This is a genomic window from Arthrobacter sp. CJ23, assembly GCF_024741795.1.
GTDB lineage: Bacteria > Actinomycetota > Actinomycetes > Actinomycetales > Micrococcaceae > Arthrobacter.
The window spans coordinates 2,789,410-2,806,092 of record NZ_CP102950.1 but is presented as its reverse complement, the minus strand read 5'-3'; the positions used below and the strand labels follow the sequence as shown (position 1 = coordinate 2,806,092).

The 16,683-nt window shown below is 62.3% G+C and carries 19 protein-coding genes and 1 tRNA gene; 5 read left to right on the top strand and 15 right to left on the bottom strand.

The genetic code is table 11. From position 1 onward, the window contains the following. Positions 1–15: 15 nt before the first annotated feature. Positions 16–2,784, bottom strand: coding sequence for a pyruvate dehydrogenase (acetyl-transferring), homodimeric type (gene aceE, locus NVV90_RS12475; RefSeq protein WP_258437605.1), 2,769 nt, complete (start codon positions 2,782–2,784; stop codon positions 16–18). 384 nt (positions 2,785–3,168) lie between these two features. Here aceE and NVV90_RS12470 point away from each other — a divergent pair, with 384 nt between their 5' ends. From NVV90_RS12470 to NVV90_RS12455, 4 genes are all read left to right on the top strand, one after another. After that, on the top strand, positions 3,169–3,591 hold the full coding sequence (locus tag NVV90_RS12470; protein WP_258437604.1) for a DUF3052 domain-containing protein: 423 nt from the start codon (positions 3,169–3,171) through the stop codon (positions 3,589–3,591). Then, a complete protein-coding gene (locus NVV90_RS12465) occupies positions 3,588–4,088 on the top strand; it encodes a peroxiredoxin (protein ID WP_258437603.1) in 501 nt (166 codons plus the stop codon). The genes NVV90_RS12470 and NVV90_RS12465 overlap by 4 nt, the downstream gene beginning before the upstream one ends. 4 nt (positions 4,089–4,092) lie before the next feature. Beyond that, positions 4,093–5,049, top strand: a complete 957-nt coding sequence (locus tag NVV90_RS12460) for an NAD-dependent protein deacetylase (RefSeq protein WP_258437602.1) — start codon at positions 4,093–4,095, stop codon at positions 5,047–5,049. Between the two features lie 56 nt (positions 5,050–5,105). Next, positions 5,106–5,181 (top strand) — tRNA-Val (locus NVV90_RS12455). On the opposite strand, the gene NVV90_RS21095 is transcribed toward NVV90_RS12455, so the two are convergent. The 14 genes from NVV90_RS21095 to NVV90_RS12385 all read right to left on the bottom strand — a co-directional run bounded on the left by NVV90_RS21095 (position 5,138) and on the right by NVV90_RS12385 (position 15,308). After that, a complete protein-coding gene (locus NVV90_RS21095) occupies positions 5,138–6,901 on the bottom strand; it encodes a recombinase family protein (RefSeq protein WP_396125401.1) in 1,764 nt (587 codons plus the stop codon). The genes NVV90_RS12455 and NVV90_RS21095 overlap by 44 nt on opposite strands. Positions 6,902–6,948: 47 nt before the next feature. Then, a complete protein-coding gene (locus NVV90_RS12445) occupies positions 6,949–7,593 on the bottom strand; it encodes an ImmA/IrrE family metallo-endopeptidase (protein WP_258437600.1) in 645 nt (214 codons plus the stop codon). A gap of 25 nt (positions 7,594–7,618) precedes the next feature. Beyond that, entirely contained in the window at positions 7,619–7,999 is a 381-nt protein-coding gene (locus NVV90_RS12440; RefSeq protein WP_258437599.1) for a helix-turn-helix domain-containing protein, read from the bottom strand. A 102-nt stretch (positions 8,000–8,101) separates the two neighbouring features. Then, entirely contained in the window at positions 8,102–8,704 is a 603-nt protein-coding gene (locus NVV90_RS12435; RefSeq protein ID WP_258437598.1) for an antirestriction protein ArdA, read from the bottom strand. A 91-nt stretch (positions 8,705–8,795) separates the two neighbouring features. Then, entirely contained in the window at positions 8,796–9,101 is a 306-nt protein-coding gene (locus tag NVV90_RS12430; protein WP_258437597.1) for a hypothetical protein, read from the bottom strand. Between the two features lie 92 nt (positions 9,102–9,193). Continuing rightward, positions 9,194–10,129 (bottom strand): site-specific DNA-methyltransferase, encoded by a 936-nt coding sequence (locus NVV90_RS12425; protein WP_258437596.1) that lies wholly within the window; start codon positions 10,127–10,129, stop codon positions 9,194–9,196. 49 nt (positions 10,130–10,178) lie between these two features. Continuing rightward, entirely contained in the window at positions 10,179–11,153 is a 975-nt protein-coding gene (locus NVV90_RS12420) for a replication-relaxation family protein (protein ID WP_258437595.1), read from the bottom strand. Next, positions 11,150–13,330, bottom strand: a complete 2,181-nt coding sequence (locus NVV90_RS12415; RefSeq protein ID WP_258437594.1) for a type IV secretory system conjugative DNA transfer family protein — start codon at positions 13,328–13,330, stop codon at positions 11,150–11,152. Before NVV90_RS12415 ends, NVV90_RS12420 begins: the two co-directional genes overlap by 4 nt. After that, complete coding sequence (locus NVV90_RS12410) at positions 13,323–13,535, bottom strand: hypothetical protein (RefSeq protein WP_258437593.1); 213 nt, start codon at positions 13,533–13,535, stop codon at positions 13,323–13,325. Before NVV90_RS12410 ends, NVV90_RS12415 begins: the two co-directional genes overlap by 8 nt. 195 nt (positions 13,536–13,730) lie before the next feature. After that, positions 13,731–13,928: a hypothetical protein gene (locus NVV90_RS12405; protein WP_258437592.1), complete on the bottom strand. Its 198-nt coding sequence runs from the start codon at positions 13,926–13,928 to the stop codon at positions 13,731–13,733. Beyond that, on the bottom strand, positions 13,925–14,455 hold the full coding sequence (locus NVV90_RS12400) for a hypothetical protein (protein ID WP_258437591.1): 531 nt from the start codon (positions 14,453–14,455) through the stop codon (positions 13,925–13,927). Before NVV90_RS12400 ends, NVV90_RS12405 begins: the two co-directional genes overlap by 4 nt. Before the next feature lie 88 nt (positions 14,456–14,543). Beyond that, entirely contained in the window at positions 14,544–14,738 is a 195-nt protein-coding gene (locus tag NVV90_RS12395) for a hypothetical protein (RefSeq protein ID WP_258437590.1), read from the bottom strand. Then, entirely contained in the window at positions 14,731–14,988 is a 258-nt protein-coding gene (locus NVV90_RS12390) for a hypothetical protein (RefSeq protein ID WP_258437589.1), read from the bottom strand. Before NVV90_RS12390 ends, NVV90_RS12395 begins: the two co-directional genes overlap by 8 nt. Before the next feature lie 14 nt (positions 14,989–15,002). Further along, positions 15,003–15,308: a hypothetical protein gene (locus tag NVV90_RS12385; RefSeq protein WP_258437588.1), complete on the bottom strand. Its 306-nt coding sequence runs from the start codon at positions 15,306–15,308 to the stop codon at positions 15,003–15,005. A gap of 146 nt (positions 15,309–15,454) precedes the next feature. On the opposite strand from NVV90_RS12385, the gene NVV90_RS12380 reads away from it, so the two are divergent. Continuing rightward, positions 15,455–16,420 (top strand): hypothetical protein, encoded by a 966-nt coding sequence (locus NVV90_RS12380; RefSeq protein WP_258437587.1) that lies wholly within the window; start codon positions 15,455–15,457, stop codon positions 16,418–16,420. The last annotated feature ends 263 nt before the right edge of the window (positions 16,421–16,683 follow it).

Below are 16,683 nucleotides of genomic sequence, written 5' to 3'. Positions count from 1 at the left end.
ATGGGTCCTTGGTGCTTAGGCGTCGCCGCCCGAGCCGCCGGTGGTGCCGGCGTTGACATCGAGGAGACGGTACTTCTCGATGGCCTGTGCCGGTGCCTGTGCGTCCACTTCGCCGCGGCGGGCCAGGAGCTGCAGGGTCTTCACGACGATGGAGTGGGTGTCGTTCTTGAAGAAGCGGCGGGCTGCCTGGCGGGTGTCGGAGAAGCCGAAGCCGTCCGCGCCGAGGGAGGCGAACTCGTTCGGGAGGAACTGGCGGATCTGGTCCGGGACGGCCTTCATGTAGTCCGAGACGGCCACGACGGGTCCGGTGGCGCCGGCGAGCTGCCGGGCCACGAAGGGGGTCCGGGCCGGGGCGCCGGGGTTGAGGAAGGCCTCTTCCTCGGCGGCGAGGCCGTCGCGGCGCAGTTCGTTCCAGGAGGTCACGGACCAGACGTCGGCCGAGACGCCCCAGTCGTTGGCGAGGATGGCCTGGGCGTCCAGGGCCCAGGGCACGGACACGCCGGAGGCCAGGAGCTGGGCGCGGGGGCCTTCGGTCTTGGCCGGGGCCAGCAGGTAGATGCCCTTGAGCACGCCTTCCAGGTCCAGGTTCTCCGGCTCCTTGGGCTGGGTGATCGGCTCGTTGTACACGGTGAGGTAGTACATGAGGTTCCGGTCTCCGGAGGCGGGCCCGTACATGCGTTCGAGGCCGTCGCGGATGATGTGGCCGATTTCGTAGCCGTAGGCGGGGTCGTAGGTGAGGACGGCCGGGTTGGTGGAGGCGAGCAGGGGGGAGTGGCCGTCGGCGTGCTGGAGTCCTTCGCCGGTGAGGGTGGTCCGTCCTGCGGTGGCGCCGATGATGAAGCCGCGGGTCATCTGGTCCGCGGCGGCCCAGAAGGCGTCGCCGGTGCGCTGGAAGCCGAACATGGAGTAGAACACGTAGATCGGGACCAGGGGTTCGCCGTGGGTGGCGTAGGCGGTGCCGGCGGCGGTGAAGGCCGCGACGGCGCCGGCTTCGTTGATGCCGGGGTGGATGAGCTGGCCCAGGGGGGATTCCTTGTAGGCCAGGACGAGGTCGCGGTCCACGGAGAGGTAGTTCTGTCCCTTGGGGTTGTAGATCTTCGCGGTGGGGAAGAACGCGTCCATCCCGAAGGTCCGCGACTCATCCGGAACCACGGGCACGAAGCGCTTGCCGAAGTTCTTGTCCCGCATCAGGTCCTTGAGCAGGCGCACGAAGGCCATGGTGGTGGCGGCCTGCTGCTTGCCCGAACCGCGCTTGGAGACCTCGTAGGACTTCTCCTCGGGCAGGGCCACGGTGGCGTGGTTGCTGCGGCGTTCCGGGACGAAACCGCCCAGCTCGGCGCGGCGTTCCATCATGTACTTGATTTCCGGGGCGTCCATGCCGGGGTGGTAGTACGGCGGCCGGTAGAGGTCGGCGTCCAGCTGCTCGTCCGTGATGGGGATGCGCAGGTGGTCACGGAAGGCCTTGAGGTCCTCCATGGTGAGCTTCTTCATCTGGTGGGTCGCGTTGCGTCCCTCGAAGTGGGGTCCGAGGCCGTAGCCCTTGACGGTCTTGGCGAGGATGACGGTGGGCTTGCCCTTGAACTCGGTGGCGGCCTTGTACGCGGCGTAGACCTTGCGGTAGTCGTGGCCGCCGCGCTTGAGCTGCCAGATCTGCTCGTCGGACAGGTCCGCGACCATGTCCTTGGTCTGCGGGGTCTTGCCGAAGAAGTGCTCGCGGACGAAGCCGCCGGACTCGGCCTTGTAGGTCTGGTAGTCCCCGTCCACGGTCTCGTTCATGATCTGCACCAGGGAGCCGTCCTGGTCCTTCTCGAGCAGGGCATCCCATTCCCGGCCCCAGACGACCTTGATCACGTTCCAGCCCGCGCCGCGGAAGAACGCCTCCAGTTCCTGCATGATCTTGCCGTTGCCCCGGACCGGGCCGTCCAGGCGCTGGAGGTTGCAGTTGATGACGAAGTTCAGGTTGTCCAGGTTCTCGTTCGCGGCGAGCTGGAGCAGGCCGCGGGACTCGGGCTCGTCCATCTCGCCGTCGCCCAGGAACGCCCAGACCTGCTGGCCGGAGGTGTCCTTGATGCCCCGGTCGGCCAGGTAGCGGTTGGACTGGGCCTGGTAGATCGCGTTCATCGGGCCGATGCCCATGGACACCGTGGGGAACTCCCAGAACCCGGGCATCAGCCGCGGGTGCGGGTAGGAGGACAGGGCGTGGCCTTCCTTGGACTTCTCCTGCCGGAAGCCGTCCAGGTCCTCCTCCGAAAGCCGGCCCTCCATGAACGCCCGGGCGTACATGCCGGGGGAGGCATGGCCCTGGAAGAAGACCTGGTCCCCGCCCGTGGCGTGGTCCTTGCCGCGGAAGAAGTGGTTGAAGCCGACCTCGTACAGGGTCGCGGCCCCGGCATAGGTCGAGATGTGCCCGCCCACGCCGATGTCGGCCCGCTGGGCCCGGTGCACCATGACCGCCGCGTTCCAGCGCATGTACGCCCGGTAGCGGCGCTCGTACTCCTCGTTCCCGGGGAACGGCGCTTCCTGGTCCACCGGGATCGTGTTCACGTAGTCCGTGGTGGTCACCATCGGCACGCCCACCGAACGGGCACCGGCCCGCTGCAGCAGGCTGCGCATGATGTACTGGGCACGCTCCGTGCCCTGCTCCTGGATCAACGCATCCAGGGACTCGATCCACTCCGCGGTCTCTTCCGGATCACGATCAGGCAGCTGGGCAGTCAACCCGCTGAGGATATGGGAGGTCTCTTCTCCTGCAGCCACGTCCAACCTCTCTTTAGGCGCATCCATCGGCGCCTCAGGTCCGGCAGGGTATCTGCCCGGCATGAACGCGTCGTGTGCGACATCTCGGTTTCAACAGCCCGGTCAGATGCGCCGGGCAGGTCTTATGGTGAGCGTATGGCTGCGCAGTAGTATTCCTGGGGCTGTTGCCCTGCAGCCAAAGCGCTCATGGCCACTCTAGCTTCGACGGCGCCGCGATGCGTAGCCGCGGTGCCGGCCGGGGCGTTGTATGTCACAGTGGGGCCAGATGTGTGACCATGGGCACGGCCCCGACTTGCAGGGGAACAGCCTGTGGTGGTGCGGAATATGGCCCATGGCAGGGACAATGGCTTGAAGCACACGCCCAAAGGGTGTTGGCTGGTAGTAATCGAAGTCACTTCAAGAGGAGGAAACGTGAGCGAGGCCGACGCCGCGACATCGGTAAATGTGGCGGAACGATTGGGTTTCAAGGACGGGGATCTGATCCAGGAACTCGGTTACGACGACGACGTCGACATGGACCTGCGTGACGATATTGAAGACGTCACGGGTTCCGAGTTACTGGATGAAGACGACCACGAAGTTGTAGACGCCGTTATTTTCTGGTGGCGTGACGGCGACGGCGACCTTGTGGATGCCCTGGTTGATTCGCTGACCACGCTGACGGAAGGCGGGGTCGTCTGGGTCCTAACCCCCAAGTCCGGCCGTGACAACTACGTTTCCCCGGCAGACATCCAGGACGCCGCACCCACGGCAGGCCTGCACCTCACCACCTCCGCAGGGGTGTCCAAGGACTGGAGCGCCACGCGCCTTGTGGCGCGGAAGAAGAACAAGTGACTGCAGTCCGGCAGGCGGCTGCCGCGACGGCGGCCGTCCCGCAGCCGGGGCAGGAGGCCCCCGACTTTGAGCTGGTCAACCAGTTCGGTGAACCGGTCCGCCTGTCCTCCCTGCGGGGACGCAACGTCGTCGTGGTCTTCTACCCGTTCGCGTTTTCCGGTATCTGCACGGGGGAGCTGTGCGAGATCCGGGACAACCTGGCCGTCTTCCAGGACGCCAACGCGACGGTTCTGGCCGTCTCCGTGGACAGCAAGTTCACGGTCCGCGCCTACGCGGACAAGGAAGGCTATGAGTTCGACCTCCTGGCGGATTTCTGGCCGCATGGGGCCGTGGCCGAAAAATACGGGGTGTTCGACGCCGGCAGCGGCATGGCCCTGCGCGGCACCTTCATCATCGATGCCGCCGGGATCATCCGGTACGTCGTGGTGAACCCCCGCGGGCAGGCCCGCGATCTGGCCGAGTACCGCCAGGTGTTGGCCGGGCTCGGGGAGAACTAGCCCCATGATGCCGCAGCGGCCGGGGGTCGGCCTGACTGGATTTGCCAGCAGGCCGCCGGCCGCCGCGGAACCACTCGGACTCGAAGAACTCGACGCTGTCCGGGAGGCGGGCGCCATCCTGGGCGGGCTGCCCCTCGCGCTGCTCACCGGCGCCGGCCTGAGCACGGACTCGGGGATCCCCGACTACCGCGGCCCCGGTTCGGCTCCCCGGAACCCCATGACCTACCAGGAGTTCATCGGGAGTCCCGCCAACCGCCGCCGCTACTGGGCCCGGAACCACATCGGCTGGGCCCACCTCCGGCACGCCGATCCCAACGCCGGGCACATTGCCGTCGCGCAGCTGGAACGCCGCGGCCTCCTGAGCGGCCTCATCACGCAAAATGTGGACCGGCTCCACGAGGACGCCGGAAGCGTCAACGTGGTGGACCTGCACGGCAGGTTCGACCACGTGGTTTGCATGGACAACGGGCACGTCTTCACTCGCAAGCTCATCGCCTCCATCCTTGAGGAGATCAACCCCGGCTACCTCGAGGCGGCCCTGGCGGGCGGAATTATCGAGATGGCGCCGGACGCCGATGCCACCGTGGAGGACCCCGGGCTCATCAGCTCATTCGTCATGGCCGTCTGCCCCGTCTGCGGCGGAGTGCTGAAGCCCGATTTCGTGTACTTCGGCGAAAACGTGCCCAAGGATCGTGTTGAGCGCGCCTACTCCATGGTGGACGCGGCCGGGGCCCTGCTGGTGGCGGGCTCGTCACTGACCGTCATGAGCGGCCTGAGGTTCGTGCGCCACGCCTCCAAGGTCGGCAAGCCGGTGGTCATCATCAACAGGGGAACCACCCGCGGCGATGAATTCGCCACCCTCAAACTTGAGGCCGGCGTCAGCGGTGCCCTGACCTGGCTGGCACGCGAATTGCCCGATCTGGAGCCGCCCGCGCCGCCGATTGGTGTTTCCGGCGCTTGATCAGGTAGAGTCTATGTTCGTTGGTCGAAGCGCTGAGGTGCGGAAGGCAGCATCCTGGGTCTTTAGCTCAGCTGGTAGAGCGCCACGTTTACACCGTGGATGTCATCGGTTCGATCCCGGTAGGACCCACCAAGATAGTCTTGTGCAAACCAAGACACCCAGTGGTAATAGAATACAAAGTTGACGTGGCAGTATCGTCTCCTTGAGAGTCATCCCCGGCCTTTTGTCGGGGGTGACTTTTTGGTTCTGGGGCTACTGTTCCGAACTGAGCAATGAGGGACGCAGACGGGTGTGGAACGCCTTCTGCCAGTGCATCGCCAGATACGTCCTCTCGACCGATACGAATATCGGAAAAGAAGGCGTCCAGAATTCGTCGGCGCTCGGTATCGGGTGCATTGCAATAGAACTCTCCTGGGCTTTCAAGTAGGGCTGTGTAGAGAAGGCCCGTGGCAACTCCTCGCTCAATAGACTCGTCGGTGGTACTCAGCCGGTCTTGGATGGCCGCCTGCTCCAACGCGAGGTCTTTGAGTTTGGCTCGGAGCCTAGTGCTGTCGAAGGCTCCATCAGCGGCAAGATTCAGAAGGTTTTCCTCTCGTACAGCAAGGGACTTGAGCTGCTTGCGGTAACTTGCTGATTGAGCCTTTCTAGCATCTTCTGATTCTTCAAGAATGACTTTGAAGGCAGCCCGGAGTTCGGTGCTTATCTCTGTCGAGAGGGAGTAGCTAGCCATGTGTTCAGCGATAGCGGCCTCAACGTCTTGAACGGGCAGCGATCCGAGCGTGCATCCGATATCCATACGCCCGGTGCAAAGGAAGTATTCGTAGGTACCGCCGTTGCCTTTTGCCTCGGCATACACTAGGCGCCGAGAATATCCACGGTCGTGACACTTTTGACAGGCGAGCATCCCTCGAAGGTAGTGGCTGAATATGCGGTCCCGTTGAGTTCGTCGAGCCCGTATCTCAAGGACCGACTGAACGGTGAGGAAGAGATCTGGCGAGACGAGGGATTCGTGCCGCCCCTTGTAGAGCTCGCCTTTGTAGCGAATGAAGCCGGCGTAGTACGGGTCTCGCAGGATCTCGCCGAGCTGGCTATCCGATACGGCCTTTTCGGCCCATCGCTTCGTTGGCCGGGTTGTCAGACCTTGAAGTTCCAGTTCCTCGACGAGTTGCATGATCGAGAATTCCCCCGTGGCGTAGGCCTGGAATCCCCACCGCACCAGCGGACCACGGATTGGATCCACATCAATGGTATTGACGAGGTGGCCGTCTATTTCCTTGCGAGTATTGAGGTAGCCAATGCGCGCTCGGCCAACGGTTCCACCTCGCTGTACTTTGTGAAGGAGCTTATCGCGGATGTCGTGGCCGCCCTTCTTCACTTGGAGCTCGTTGAAGATGTCGGTCATCCCCTCCATGGCTTCGGCGTCAGGACCCTCTCCAAAGTCATCTTTGACGCTTCGAATTTTGACGCCCATCCCTTTGAGCATGTGCTTAGTTAGAGTTGCCTCAAGGCTGTTGCGGAAGGCTCGGTGCCGCATGTAGACCAGCACATATTTTATCTCGCGGTTTTCGCGCACGAATTCAAGGAGCTCTTTGAATTCTGGTCGGTTTTCAATCGACTTTGCGGATTTTCCTGGATCAACAAATTCCTTGAGAATTGGGACACCAAGTTCCTTGGCCAAGTTCCTGGTCAGGTCACGTTGAGTTGCAATGCTGTTTCCATCTTTGTCGATGTCAGTGGCTGTCTCGGTCTGCCGCTGGGTGGAAACACGAAGGTAGGATACTGCAGCCCCCTTGGATGATCGGGTGGATGCGCGGCTCTGGGCGTACTTCCCGAGTCCAAGAGCCTGTTCCATCTCTTGCACGCTGACGTGGTCGGACACTTCTGTTTGGTTCATTGCGGTCAGGCTCCTAATAGTCGGGATTGATTCGTTTGGTGCTGCCAGTCCCGGTTGAGTGGCATGCTTGCACCGGCGCAGCGTTGGGGGCGGTCGATCAGGCCGGTGGCGATGAGGCGGAACCGGATGGAAGCTTCGGAGACGTTGAAGTACTCAGCCAGTTCGCGGGTGGATTGCATGCCGCCGAAAAACACTCTCTTGAGCAGCGGCTTGGGTATGAGCAGGCATCCAGCGAAGTGGTCTGCTGCGCGTTCGGCTTGTTCCTGCGGCGTAGTCCAGGTTGTTCCGGTGTAGAGCCGGTCAGCATGGTTGTGGTCGATGATGTGTTTGTATTCGTGAGCCAGGGTGAAGCGCTGACGGGTCCAGCTTTCGTGCCTGTTGAGTTGGATGACCCAGGAGTTTTCGTCCCAGAAGGCCGCTCCAGATACGGGTAGTTCGACGTATTCGATGCGAACTTTTGGGAGTTCCCCGATCAGTTCGACGGGGATTGGCCCGTCGGTAATGTCGTGGAGCTGGAGCAGTCTCATGGCTTGCCACTCGGCAACTCGCAGTGCTTCTTCCGGTTCGGTGACAGTGCGGTTCGGGATGAGTGAGCGGAGGCTCGACAGGACGCTCCGCTCGGTGATGGTGGTAGAAGGTAGTAGTGTCATGGGTCCTCCTTTCATGAGGTGTTAGCTATTCGTCTTGGCCAAGTGATGGGCCGCTGTTCGGGGAGATGCCGTGGCGTTTGGCGACTTCCTGGAAGTGGCGCTCGATCTCTTTCACGGCCGCTTCGGGCATGTTCTTGTATTTGGTCCTTAGGTACGGGGTGAGTTGAGGAAGGTCGTGTTCGTCAATGACGTGGGACTCGGCTAGGAGCTCCGTCAAGGGCATCTTGAGCGCTGCTGCGATGTCGCGGATGTTGTTGAGCCGGCCGCCGACCTCTCCAGCCTCGAGTCGGGTGATGGACGATGGGTACACGCCGACCCGTCGCGCGAGTTCAGCCGCCGATATGCCAAGCTCGTCACGCCTGGCTCGTATGGCATTTCCGATTCCGGAATATTCTTGATGTTTCATTTGCATTTTCTCCGAGTTGGATTATGAGCGGGCCTTTGCATTTATGCAATGAGTTAAGCGAATTCCACAACGCCCATATCTGTCAACGAAGCGTAGGCTGGGCTATATTCTGGCGTTGAAAACATGAATGGAATTTCCGGCGCGGACGGTGAAGATACTTCCGTTGGCTTGAAGGTCTCGGGCCATGGCGGCTTTGCTGATCCTCACGTAGCCTCGTAGCGACTCGGGTAGCCGTTCGTCGAGGACGGTCTCGTAGTCGAGGTCATCAATGACGTGTTCGACATAGGCCTCGATGTCTTCGTACTCGCCGAGGTAGGCCTCGGTGAAGTAGTGCCAATCTGCGGGGCCGAAGTCCGTGAAATCGAGCCAAGATGCAAACGCTGGCCCGTACTTCTTGATGTGCTCGGCGATGGCGGCCACCCGATCGATGTCGGAGAACTCAGACAGTCTGAGGGGGTCGAAGTCTTTGTAGTCGTGGATCGCCCATTCCTCTGGTGCGGGTTCTTTGGAGGCTGCGAGCATGGCCTGGATTTTCTGGTGGATGGCTCCGGCACCGATAGTGGCGTCGATCCAGGTGCCATGGAGCTTTCCGTTGACATAGTCGGCGAGGGACGCGACGTAGATTGCTGGTGATTTCGCTTCGGTGGCTTCGCGTTCCGGGCTGGCGGCTGCCTCAGGGGTCGTTGGGGCGGGTTCGTGGTTCATGGTGTTCCTCCTTTCCGAGGATGGCTTTTGGTTGATGGGCAGGGACAGCGGAGACGGGTGCCTCAACGCTGCCCCTGCCTGGTGACTCGGACTACCGGGTACGCGCTGGGTGAGGCTTGTCGCTGGCCTGTGTCGGTGTACCGAACAGGCTGGAGATGGCCTCACGACGGGCGGCGGCGTCACGTTCGATTTCTGCCATGGCGGCCTCGGCATGGGTTGCCAGGTCGCCGCCAGCCTTGACCGATGCCACGTGGGCGGTCAGGGCTTTGCGGATTTCGTCGGTGAGGGTGCTGCCCTGCAGCTGAGCGATGAGCGTCAGCTGGGCGTGCATGTCGGGTTCGAGCTGGATGCCCAGCTTCTTGACGTTGGCTTGGGCATCATTGGTGGGTGTTGTCATGACAACTCCTCGGTGCAAGCGACTGGCGGGACTCCTGGATGGAACCCTGGTCACCAGCCGCACAACACCGACGAGTTGCCAGCCGCGTGCGACTACGGGCTGCCGCGCGATTCCTTGATCCTCCGGTCGGCGATCAGGGCAAATTTGTGGTTGAGTTCGATGCCAAGCCAGTCGCGCTGGTGCTTCTCGGCGACGACTGCGGTGGTGCCGCTGCCCATGAACGGGTCGAGGACAATGCCCGGCTCGTAAGCGTCACTATGGGCACACGTTGGTTGGAGGGCGAGCCGGACGGCGGTCGAACCCAGCTTCCGGATGGGTCGGCGCCAGGCGGCATGACAGTGCGTGCAGCGGCGCTCAGGACAGCCGGCCAAGATTGCCCGCTCGGCGAGCACCTTCGGAAAAGCTGCGTGGTGGCCGCCGTAGCCGCGGACGGTCGGGATGATCCAGAGATCGGTGGGGTTCTTCCCGAGCGGGTGGCCAACCCGCCCTTGAGCCGAGAGCGTAGCCAGTCCTCCGACGGTTGAGCTGTTCGGGCCGCGCCAGCTTGGGCGGTTCGGCCTTCGTGTGCGAGCCAAGGGTGGTTTCCCTGGTTTCGTCAGGTGCGGAAGGCGGATGGCATCCAGGTCGAAGAAGTAGCGGGGTTGCTTGGCGAAGACGTAGATGACTTCGTGGGCAGCGGTAAGGCGGTCCTGGGAACGCGACGGCATTGGGTTGGGTTTGCCCCAGACGATCTTGTTTCTGAGAATCCAGCCGTCTGCGATGAGGAGCCGGGCGACGCGTTCCGGGGCGAGCATGAGGCTCTTCTTGGACGCTCCTTGGGCTGGATGGGCGGCATAGCTGTCGCCGAGGTTGAGCCAAAGTGTCCCAGTGGGTGTGAGGACACGGCGGATTTCCTGAGCTATGGCATGAAGGCTTTTGGCCCACTGTTCTGCCGTAAGTTCCATCCCAATCTGCCCGTCTGCCTCGTAGTTTCGTAGCCGGAAGTACGGTGGGCTGGTCAGGCACATGTCGATCGATTCCGATTCCAAGATTCGCAGCCTAGTGAGGGCATCTCCTATGAGGATCTGGTTGCGAGGATCAGCCATGGTGAGCCTCCCTCAGGAGTCCGTCCGCGGCAGCCGACAGTGCAAAGATCCGATAAGCGCGGGAATCGATTCTCGGGTTCCGTTCCAGCGCCCGGGCGAGGTCCCGTTGGCGTCGCTGAACAACGGCCTGTCTCGTCGCGGTCATGGCCCACACAATCACCGGAAAACCGCCGTACCGGCGCTGCTCTTCTCCGCTCTGCCGGTAACTCTCATAGGCCAGGCACTTGCCCACCAGCGTGGGAATGCTTTCGTGCCCCAAGTCGACTTCAACGAAAAAGGCAGCGACATCCTCATCGCCGGCCACTGCCGCCAGCTCGACCTCAAGATCAGGCTTGATGACCTGTGGTGTGCCAAGGAGGTCGGTGTAGTGGCGGTGGGCGGCCGGTTCAGCGGCGAGGCGCACGATCTCCGCGCCGTGTTCCCGGACTCGGTCCTGCAGCTGGGCCGCCAGGCCGGTAGTGGCCAGGGTATGGTCGAGGAACCTCGTTGAGGGGTCTCCCACTCGGCGGCGGGTCCGGGCTGGGTTTTCCTGTCGGAGGACGCGGTCGCCTACGGTATTCACGTAGTAGACGAGTCCGTCAGATCCGGCTCGGACACCACCGATGCGCTGCTCGAGCACGCCGAGAACCCGAAGTTCGCGTAGTCGGGCCAATACCCTTCGACAGGTACGTTCGGCTGAGACGGGACTGGCGTGGGCGGCGAAATGGAAGGCCATCAGCTGGGATCCGGTGACGAAGCGAAACTGGTCCACGCTGCTTAGGATGGCCAGGTCCCGCTCGCTCAGATTCGTCGCCAGAGTCTGCAACCTCTTCCTGCTCACCCTCGATGCGACGTGAGTTGCGGGAAGCGACAGGTTCCCACTTTTCGTCTCCCGTACTCCAGCAGATTTGCCGCTGACCTGGGGCAATGCCGTTGGGGAGTCCAGCACGGGCGGGTAGCCGAGCGGTAGTGCATGCAGCTCACTCACGATTGGCTCCTTCGGCGGCGATTGGAGTTGGAAGGGGGTTCAGGTTCAGTAAGGACGGCGACGCGGAAGGAAACCTCGATGTCCTTGACCGGAACGCCGTAGCCGGTACGGCTGGCCTTTTTGACTACCTCAGGCGGGGAAGTCGACTTGGACGTGTCTTGTGTCCGGCCGGAGGCCCATTCCGTCACCGCGCCGTCGTGAACGAGCTGTGCGTAGACGTGCCTGGCAGGCAGAGCCATGAAGTCCTCCGGCTCCAATCCAGGGGCCATGTCGGCGGCAGCCCTGGCGTCGCGCGGAGCGAGCTGAAAGAACACCCGAGAACGACAGTTCGCCTCAAAAGCCGTGCGCATCGAACTCGGCAATTGATCCAGGAACTGATGCGCCACATGGAACGACGCCTTCAAGCTCCTCGAGAGCGCCAGCGCATCACCAAGATCCGTCGGAAGCCGCAGGTATTCCTGCACCTCATCGAGCACGACCGTGATCGGGTGCCGATCCTTCCGCGCGATAGCGGTTCGTTCTTGGAGAGCTGCCCACAATTCAGCGACCACGAGAGCCCCCAGTAGCTGGGCTGCCTCCGGGCCAAGCTCACCCTTCTGGAGCGGCACCAGCAGGATCTTCTGCTCAGTGAGGACCTGCCGCAGGTTGAAGCGCGGCTGTCCCTGAGCCAGCACATGCCGGAGCTGCTGGCTCATCAGCGGTCGCAGCTTGTTCATGAGCGGCGCCGTCACCTGGGCGGCAGCCTCGGGGGAGAGGTTCTCGAACCAATGCCAGAACGGTCCGGCCACCAGAGGATCGGCGGCAGCAACCGACTGCACGATCCTGGCCCTGAAGGCCCTGTTCGTGAGCAGGAATGGCAGCTGCGCCAAGGTGCCTTCACCACTGCTCGCCAAAGCGAACAGGCTATTACGGAGAATGTCCGAACTACGAGGCCCGAGCGCATCACCGTAGATTGCCTGAAAGGTAGCGAAGAGTTGATCGGCCACCAGCGCAGGACGGCGCCCATGCAAACTAAGTGGGTTCATCCCGACCACGGCCTCACCATCCAGGGCATCAAGGATGACAACATCCTGCAGACGCTCTTTGGGAATATGGCTCAGCAGGTCCTTGATAAGGTCCTTCGGCTCCACCACGACCACTCCTCGTCCGGCTTCCATGTCCTGAATGAGAAGATTCAGCAGGAGCGAGGACTTGCCCACCCCCGTCGGTCCCATCGTCCAAAAGTGCCGGGTACTGTCCTCCATGGAGAGGCCCAACGACTTCCCTTCCGCACCCGGAGCGGTAGCTTCCGCCACCACACGGTCCTCCTCCTTCGCCTCAAACGAAGGCCGAATCTGGCGAGGATGCGCCGGCGGCTGACCAGGATAGAGACTGTCCTTCTCGGTCAGCGGCCAAGCGCTCAGCTGCCCCACCTCCGCAACCGTCAGATGCTGACCCAACGGCAGCAACATCGGCCAAGTGGTCACCGGTCTGTAGATCCGCTGCACAGATTCGGGACGAAACCGCAGCCGCATCCCCGGGGCCGTCAAGCCCCTCAGAGCATTGACCAGATTGCGAGTCAGCGTGTGGGCACGAGCCTCGTCACGAGCATGCACGCCAATCCGCACCAGCGCCACAAACCCGCCCTCAGCACGCTTGCTCGTGAGCCCCCGGCGCACATCACTGCGGCGCTCGCGGGCAGTCCCTGTGAGAAGGACGGAGCTGAGCGACTGGTTGACTTCAGGAACGTTGGCCGGAGTCAGGCGTGGTGGCACACGTGGTCCGAGAACGAGTTGGATAACCAGCTCTTCCCTGCCTGTCACTGCGGTCAGGGCGTTGAGGATAGTGCGGGTGGAACCATCGGCATCCGCCGCCTGGAGAGGTTGGGAGCTGGGGTGCAGGGTCACCCGGCCGGCAGAGGTCGTCGCCGTGCGGGGCGAGTCGTTCTCGACGACGATGGCCCCGGGAACGAGCTTCTCCACGTCCCGTCGGGTGACCTTGCTGAAGCGCTGCTGGGAACCGATGAGATAGCGGAGGCCTTCGCGGCTGGCCCTCGCCTCGAGGATGAGGAGCGGGGCGTGCGTCTGGGCCGACCAGGCCCGAAGGAGCCGGATGATGTGGATGTCTTCCAGAGGCTGCGGCCAGTGGATGCGCTGCCACGCCAGACGTTGGAGGAGTTGGCGGCGGCTATTAGTCACGGGGCGATTCCTCCCGTGGTGGTACCGAGGTAGCGCGTGCCTCGTGGGTAGCTTGTGCTTCCCGTTCGGCGGCGGCCTGTGCCAGGGCAATGGCAGCCCGGCCCAGCTTGCGCAGATCCGGGCGCTCGCGCTGCACGCCGGTAACGACGATGCGACGCTTGGGCTTACTCAGACGGCGAGGCCGCGATTTTGGTGAATTGGTCATAATGGTTTCCCTCCTTCCTGCCGGTGTTGTGGCCTGTGAAGTAATAGCAGCCTTTGCATTTATGCAAAGGTCTGCGCCATACTATGCGTTGCATAAATGCAATGAGCAAGGGCTTTTGTATAAAACACAACACCGGCAGGAACTGGTGATCTCCCGCATTAGGGCAACGGGATTTATTACATGAAATGGGTGGACTTAGTAGCGGTCGCGGAAGAACCTGATGATGGCCCAGCCGCCCCAAACGAGCGCGATGCCCCCTACCGCGATGATGATGAATGGCAGCATCGACTGGATGACCTGCGTGGCGCACCACAACGCCACGGCGGCCAGCAGGATCGACATGCACGCCCCGATGGCCCGGTCGAACCAGGACTTTGGGTTCTGCTCGCTCATACGGCGTTCCTGGCCATCTCCAGGGCCAGTCCCTGCTCCACGCCGTGCCTGGTGCATTCCAGGGCGAAGCGCAGCTGGTCGGACACGAACTGCTTGGTCAGGGCGTAGTAGAGGACCTGGCCCATGGCGTCGGCATAGAAGAGCTGCCACTCCAGGTCCTTCTCGGTAAAGCCGGCCTCGGCCAGCATCACCATCTGCCACCGGGCCAGAGCAAACTCATCCCGGGATGAGAAACTGAGGCCGAGCATGACGTGGTGGCAGTCATGAGCGAAGCGGAAGGCGTAATTCACTTGGGGATCCGTGAACACCACGCCGGTCGAGTTCTCACTCGACACCGGCAGAGGCCGACCATCTTGCATGGACAGTTCGAAGGCTGCTTTCAGGCCCTTGTAGGTGTTCGGTGCGATCGGTGTCGGCTGCCAGCCGAAGCCGAGCTCATCCGCCGTCGCGTTGGCGAAGCCAAGCATCCACCGACTCAGCCGGGAACGAGCCTGGGTCAGCTCCAGCTCGCTGATGTTTTTGGGCATGACAAATGACCCCTCTCTGGAGGCATCTCAAAAGGAAGACAAGGACGGGACGGAACGTCCCAAGAAGTTGCCGGAGTAAGCGGCCCAGTTATCCGCGGCGAGAGCGCATGTGCCGCAGCGCCTCACGATGCTGATGCTGCAGCCGCTCAACGGCGGCGTCCGCCTCGGCCTTGGCCCGACGATACTCGGTGATACTGTCCACCGAGGCCGCCACGAAGTAGGCAATGACAGTCAGAGCGATGATGCTGAGCACCAGAATGATCGACCAGACGAGACTATTCATGACGAGAAGACACCGCCTCGGGCCAGGTCTGGACTGCAGTCACCGCTAGGCTGGCGTACTGCTGCGACAAAAGCCGCACATGGCGGGCCGTGGCCGGATGGGTCACCTGCACGGCATTGGCCAGCTGTTCTAGGTCATTGACCAGCTGGGTCGCTTGAGCAATGAAGTAGTGCGCGGCGGCCTCATGTTCGGGGATTGAGCGTGCGCTATTCTCCCGGCCAAGCAGCGGAGGGAAACGGAAGGCTTTCATGGTTGCACACCTCCCTAGCGCAGCATGCGGCGCACTTCGTGCGCCGCACCTTCCGCGAAACTGTCGGCGATGAAGTTCAACCGCTCTGCAGTGCGAGGATCCCCATCGGCAAGGAACGCCGCTTCACGGCTGAGCATGCCGGTCAGCTGCATCCCCGCGGCGGCGACGTAGCCGGCGGCAGCCACGCGAGTACCGCTGACCAGGCCGCGGGCCACCTCGGCATTCTGTGCCCGCTGCAAGGTCTTGCCCTCTGAGCGGCTGAAGCCCTCGGGCGCCTGAGACAGTCCCTGATTGGTCGGGCGTGGGATGAGGTTCGACATGAATATGGTCCTTACTACTGGTTGAAAACTTCCCCGTGTTCCCGGGGATGTCTCAACGCTAAGAGCGCCCCGAAGAGCGCTCTGAAAGTTGGAATAAAGTTGGAAAACGCGCATCCCGGCGCGGTGAACCCATAGGGAGGCAACGGATGGCTGACCTGGATCCGGATGACGCAGCGTCGCTGGCGGGAGAGCTGGCGTGGCTGCGCAAGAACGAGGGCTTTACACAGCGTCGCCTCTACAAAGCAGCCATCGTTGATGAAGTGCTGCGGCGGTCCTTGGACGACACCTACGAGCGACTCAAGAGCAGGTTCCTCTCCGCTATCTACTCACTCCCGGACGACGAGGCCTCGCTGTTGCTGGACGTTTTCGCCTTGAGCGAGGAGACCGAGACGACGAATTCGATCCTGGAGCGGCGGAAGGTCCATGGGGTCAGGATCGGGCGCGGAACCGAGACAGTCGCCGACCGGGAGGAGCCAGCGCTGAAGCACCTGCACTCCCGACTCGTCACCGGCACCTACCCGCAGTCGCCTCTGGTGCTGCATGTGCCGGAGATGCATGGCGGCATCATCTACGAAGCCGCCAGTACTTTGATCATCATTGAAAACCGGAAATGGAAGGAGACCTGCGAGTACTTCCGCTTCGCCAACATGGTCGAGGGGCTGGAGTACGTCACGATCGGGCGATCCTACGACGGCTGGGTCAACCCGCACGCCGGCGGGGACTTCAAGGTCAACACACGCCCCGTCGATGGCGCTGGCCACGCCGACCACTTCTGGCACCTTGACGCAGCCCGCACCAAAACCGAACCCATGGCCAAGGGTGTCTATGATCTCAGATTCACCATCTACCCTGAGGATGATGGCGAGGAACAGGAGGCCATCTCGCTTGGCAGCCGGGCGTTCCACGAGCGAACCCTGCTGACTACTATCCAGGTGGTGTTCATGGGTGACAAGCCACGCAGTCTCTGGAAGTTCGAGCAGGTCAGTCCCTTTGCCAGGCCGACGGGGGCCAATGAATACAACGCCACGCAACTCGACGGCCGCGGAATCGCCACGCTGCGTTTGCGCGACGTGCATGGCGGGCTTTTCAGCGGGATCGCATGGAGTTGGTAGCCAATAAACCCCTGAAGCCCGGGCATATCTGGCTCTTCGTGAAGAACATCATGTCGAGAACGTCATCTCTGTAACAGCTCCGTCGAATGATCGTTTTTGGTCGGACGAAAGTTTCGTGGCTACTAGACTTCCGTTGGCGTTGTAGGAAATTGAGGAAGGACCGTTTCAAATCGGGGATATTGGTGGTCCTCGTTGAGCTACTGGGTGGTGTTTTCAGCCCGGATGTGGTTGGAACCGGTATCGGGAACTACAAGAAGGGTGAC

What these genes read in the sequence shown, in the direction of transcription:
- aceE (WP_258437605.1), bottom strand. Translation starts at nt 2,784, where the DNA reads ATGGATGCGCCTAAAGAGAGGTTGGACGTGGCTGCAGGAGAAGAGACC.
- NVV90_RS12460 (WP_258437602.1), top strand. Translation starts at nt 4,093, where the DNA reads ATGATGCCGCAGCGGCCGGGGGTCGGCCTGACTGGATTTGCCAGCAGG.
- NVV90_RS21095 (WP_396125401.1), bottom strand. Translation starts at nt 6,901, where the DNA reads ATGGAACAGGCTCTTGGACTCGGGAAGTACGCCCAGAGCCGCGCATCC.
- NVV90_RS12445 (WP_258437600.1), bottom strand. Translation starts at nt 7,593, where the DNA reads ATGACACTACTACCTTCTACCACCATCACCGAGCGGAGCGTCCTGTCG.
- NVV90_RS12440 (WP_258437599.1), bottom strand. Translation starts at nt 7,999, where the DNA reads ATGAAACATCAAGAATATTCCGGAATCGGAAATGCCATACGAGCCAGG.
- NVV90_RS12435 (WP_258437598.1), bottom strand. Translation starts at nt 8,704, where the DNA reads ATGAACCACGAACCCGCCCCAACGACCCCTGAGGCAGCCGCCAGCCCG.
- NVV90_RS12430 (WP_258437597.1), bottom strand. Translation starts at nt 9,101, where the DNA reads ATGACAACACCCACCAATGATGCCCAAGCCAACGTCAAGAAGCTGGGC.
- NVV90_RS12410 (WP_258437593.1), bottom strand. Translation starts at nt 13,535, where the DNA reads ATGACCAATTCACCAAAATCGCGGCCTCGCCGTCTGAGTAAGCCCAAG.
- NVV90_RS12405 (WP_258437592.1), bottom strand. Translation starts at nt 13,928, where the DNA reads ATGAGCGAGCAGAACCCAAAGTCCTGGTTCGACCGGGCCATCGGGGCG.
- NVV90_RS12400 (WP_258437591.1), bottom strand. Translation starts at nt 14,455, where the DNA reads ATGCCCAAAAACATCAGCGAGCTGGAGCTGACCCAGGCTCGTTCCCGG.
- NVV90_RS12395 (WP_258437590.1), bottom strand. Translation starts at nt 14,738, where the DNA reads ATGAATAGTCTCGTCTGGTCGATCATTCTGGTGCTCAGCATCATCGCT.
- NVV90_RS12390 (WP_258437589.1), bottom strand. Translation starts at nt 14,988, where the DNA reads ATGAAAGCCTTCCGTTTCCCTCCGCTGCTTGGCCGGGAGAATAGCGCA.
- NVV90_RS12385 (WP_258437588.1), bottom strand. Translation starts at nt 15,308, where the DNA reads ATGTCGAACCTCATCCCACGCCCGACCAATCAGGGACTGTCTCAGGCG.
- NVV90_RS12380 (WP_258437587.1), top strand. Translation starts at nt 15,455, where the DNA reads ATGGCTGACCTGGATCCGGATGACGCAGCGTCGCTGGCGGGAGAGCTG.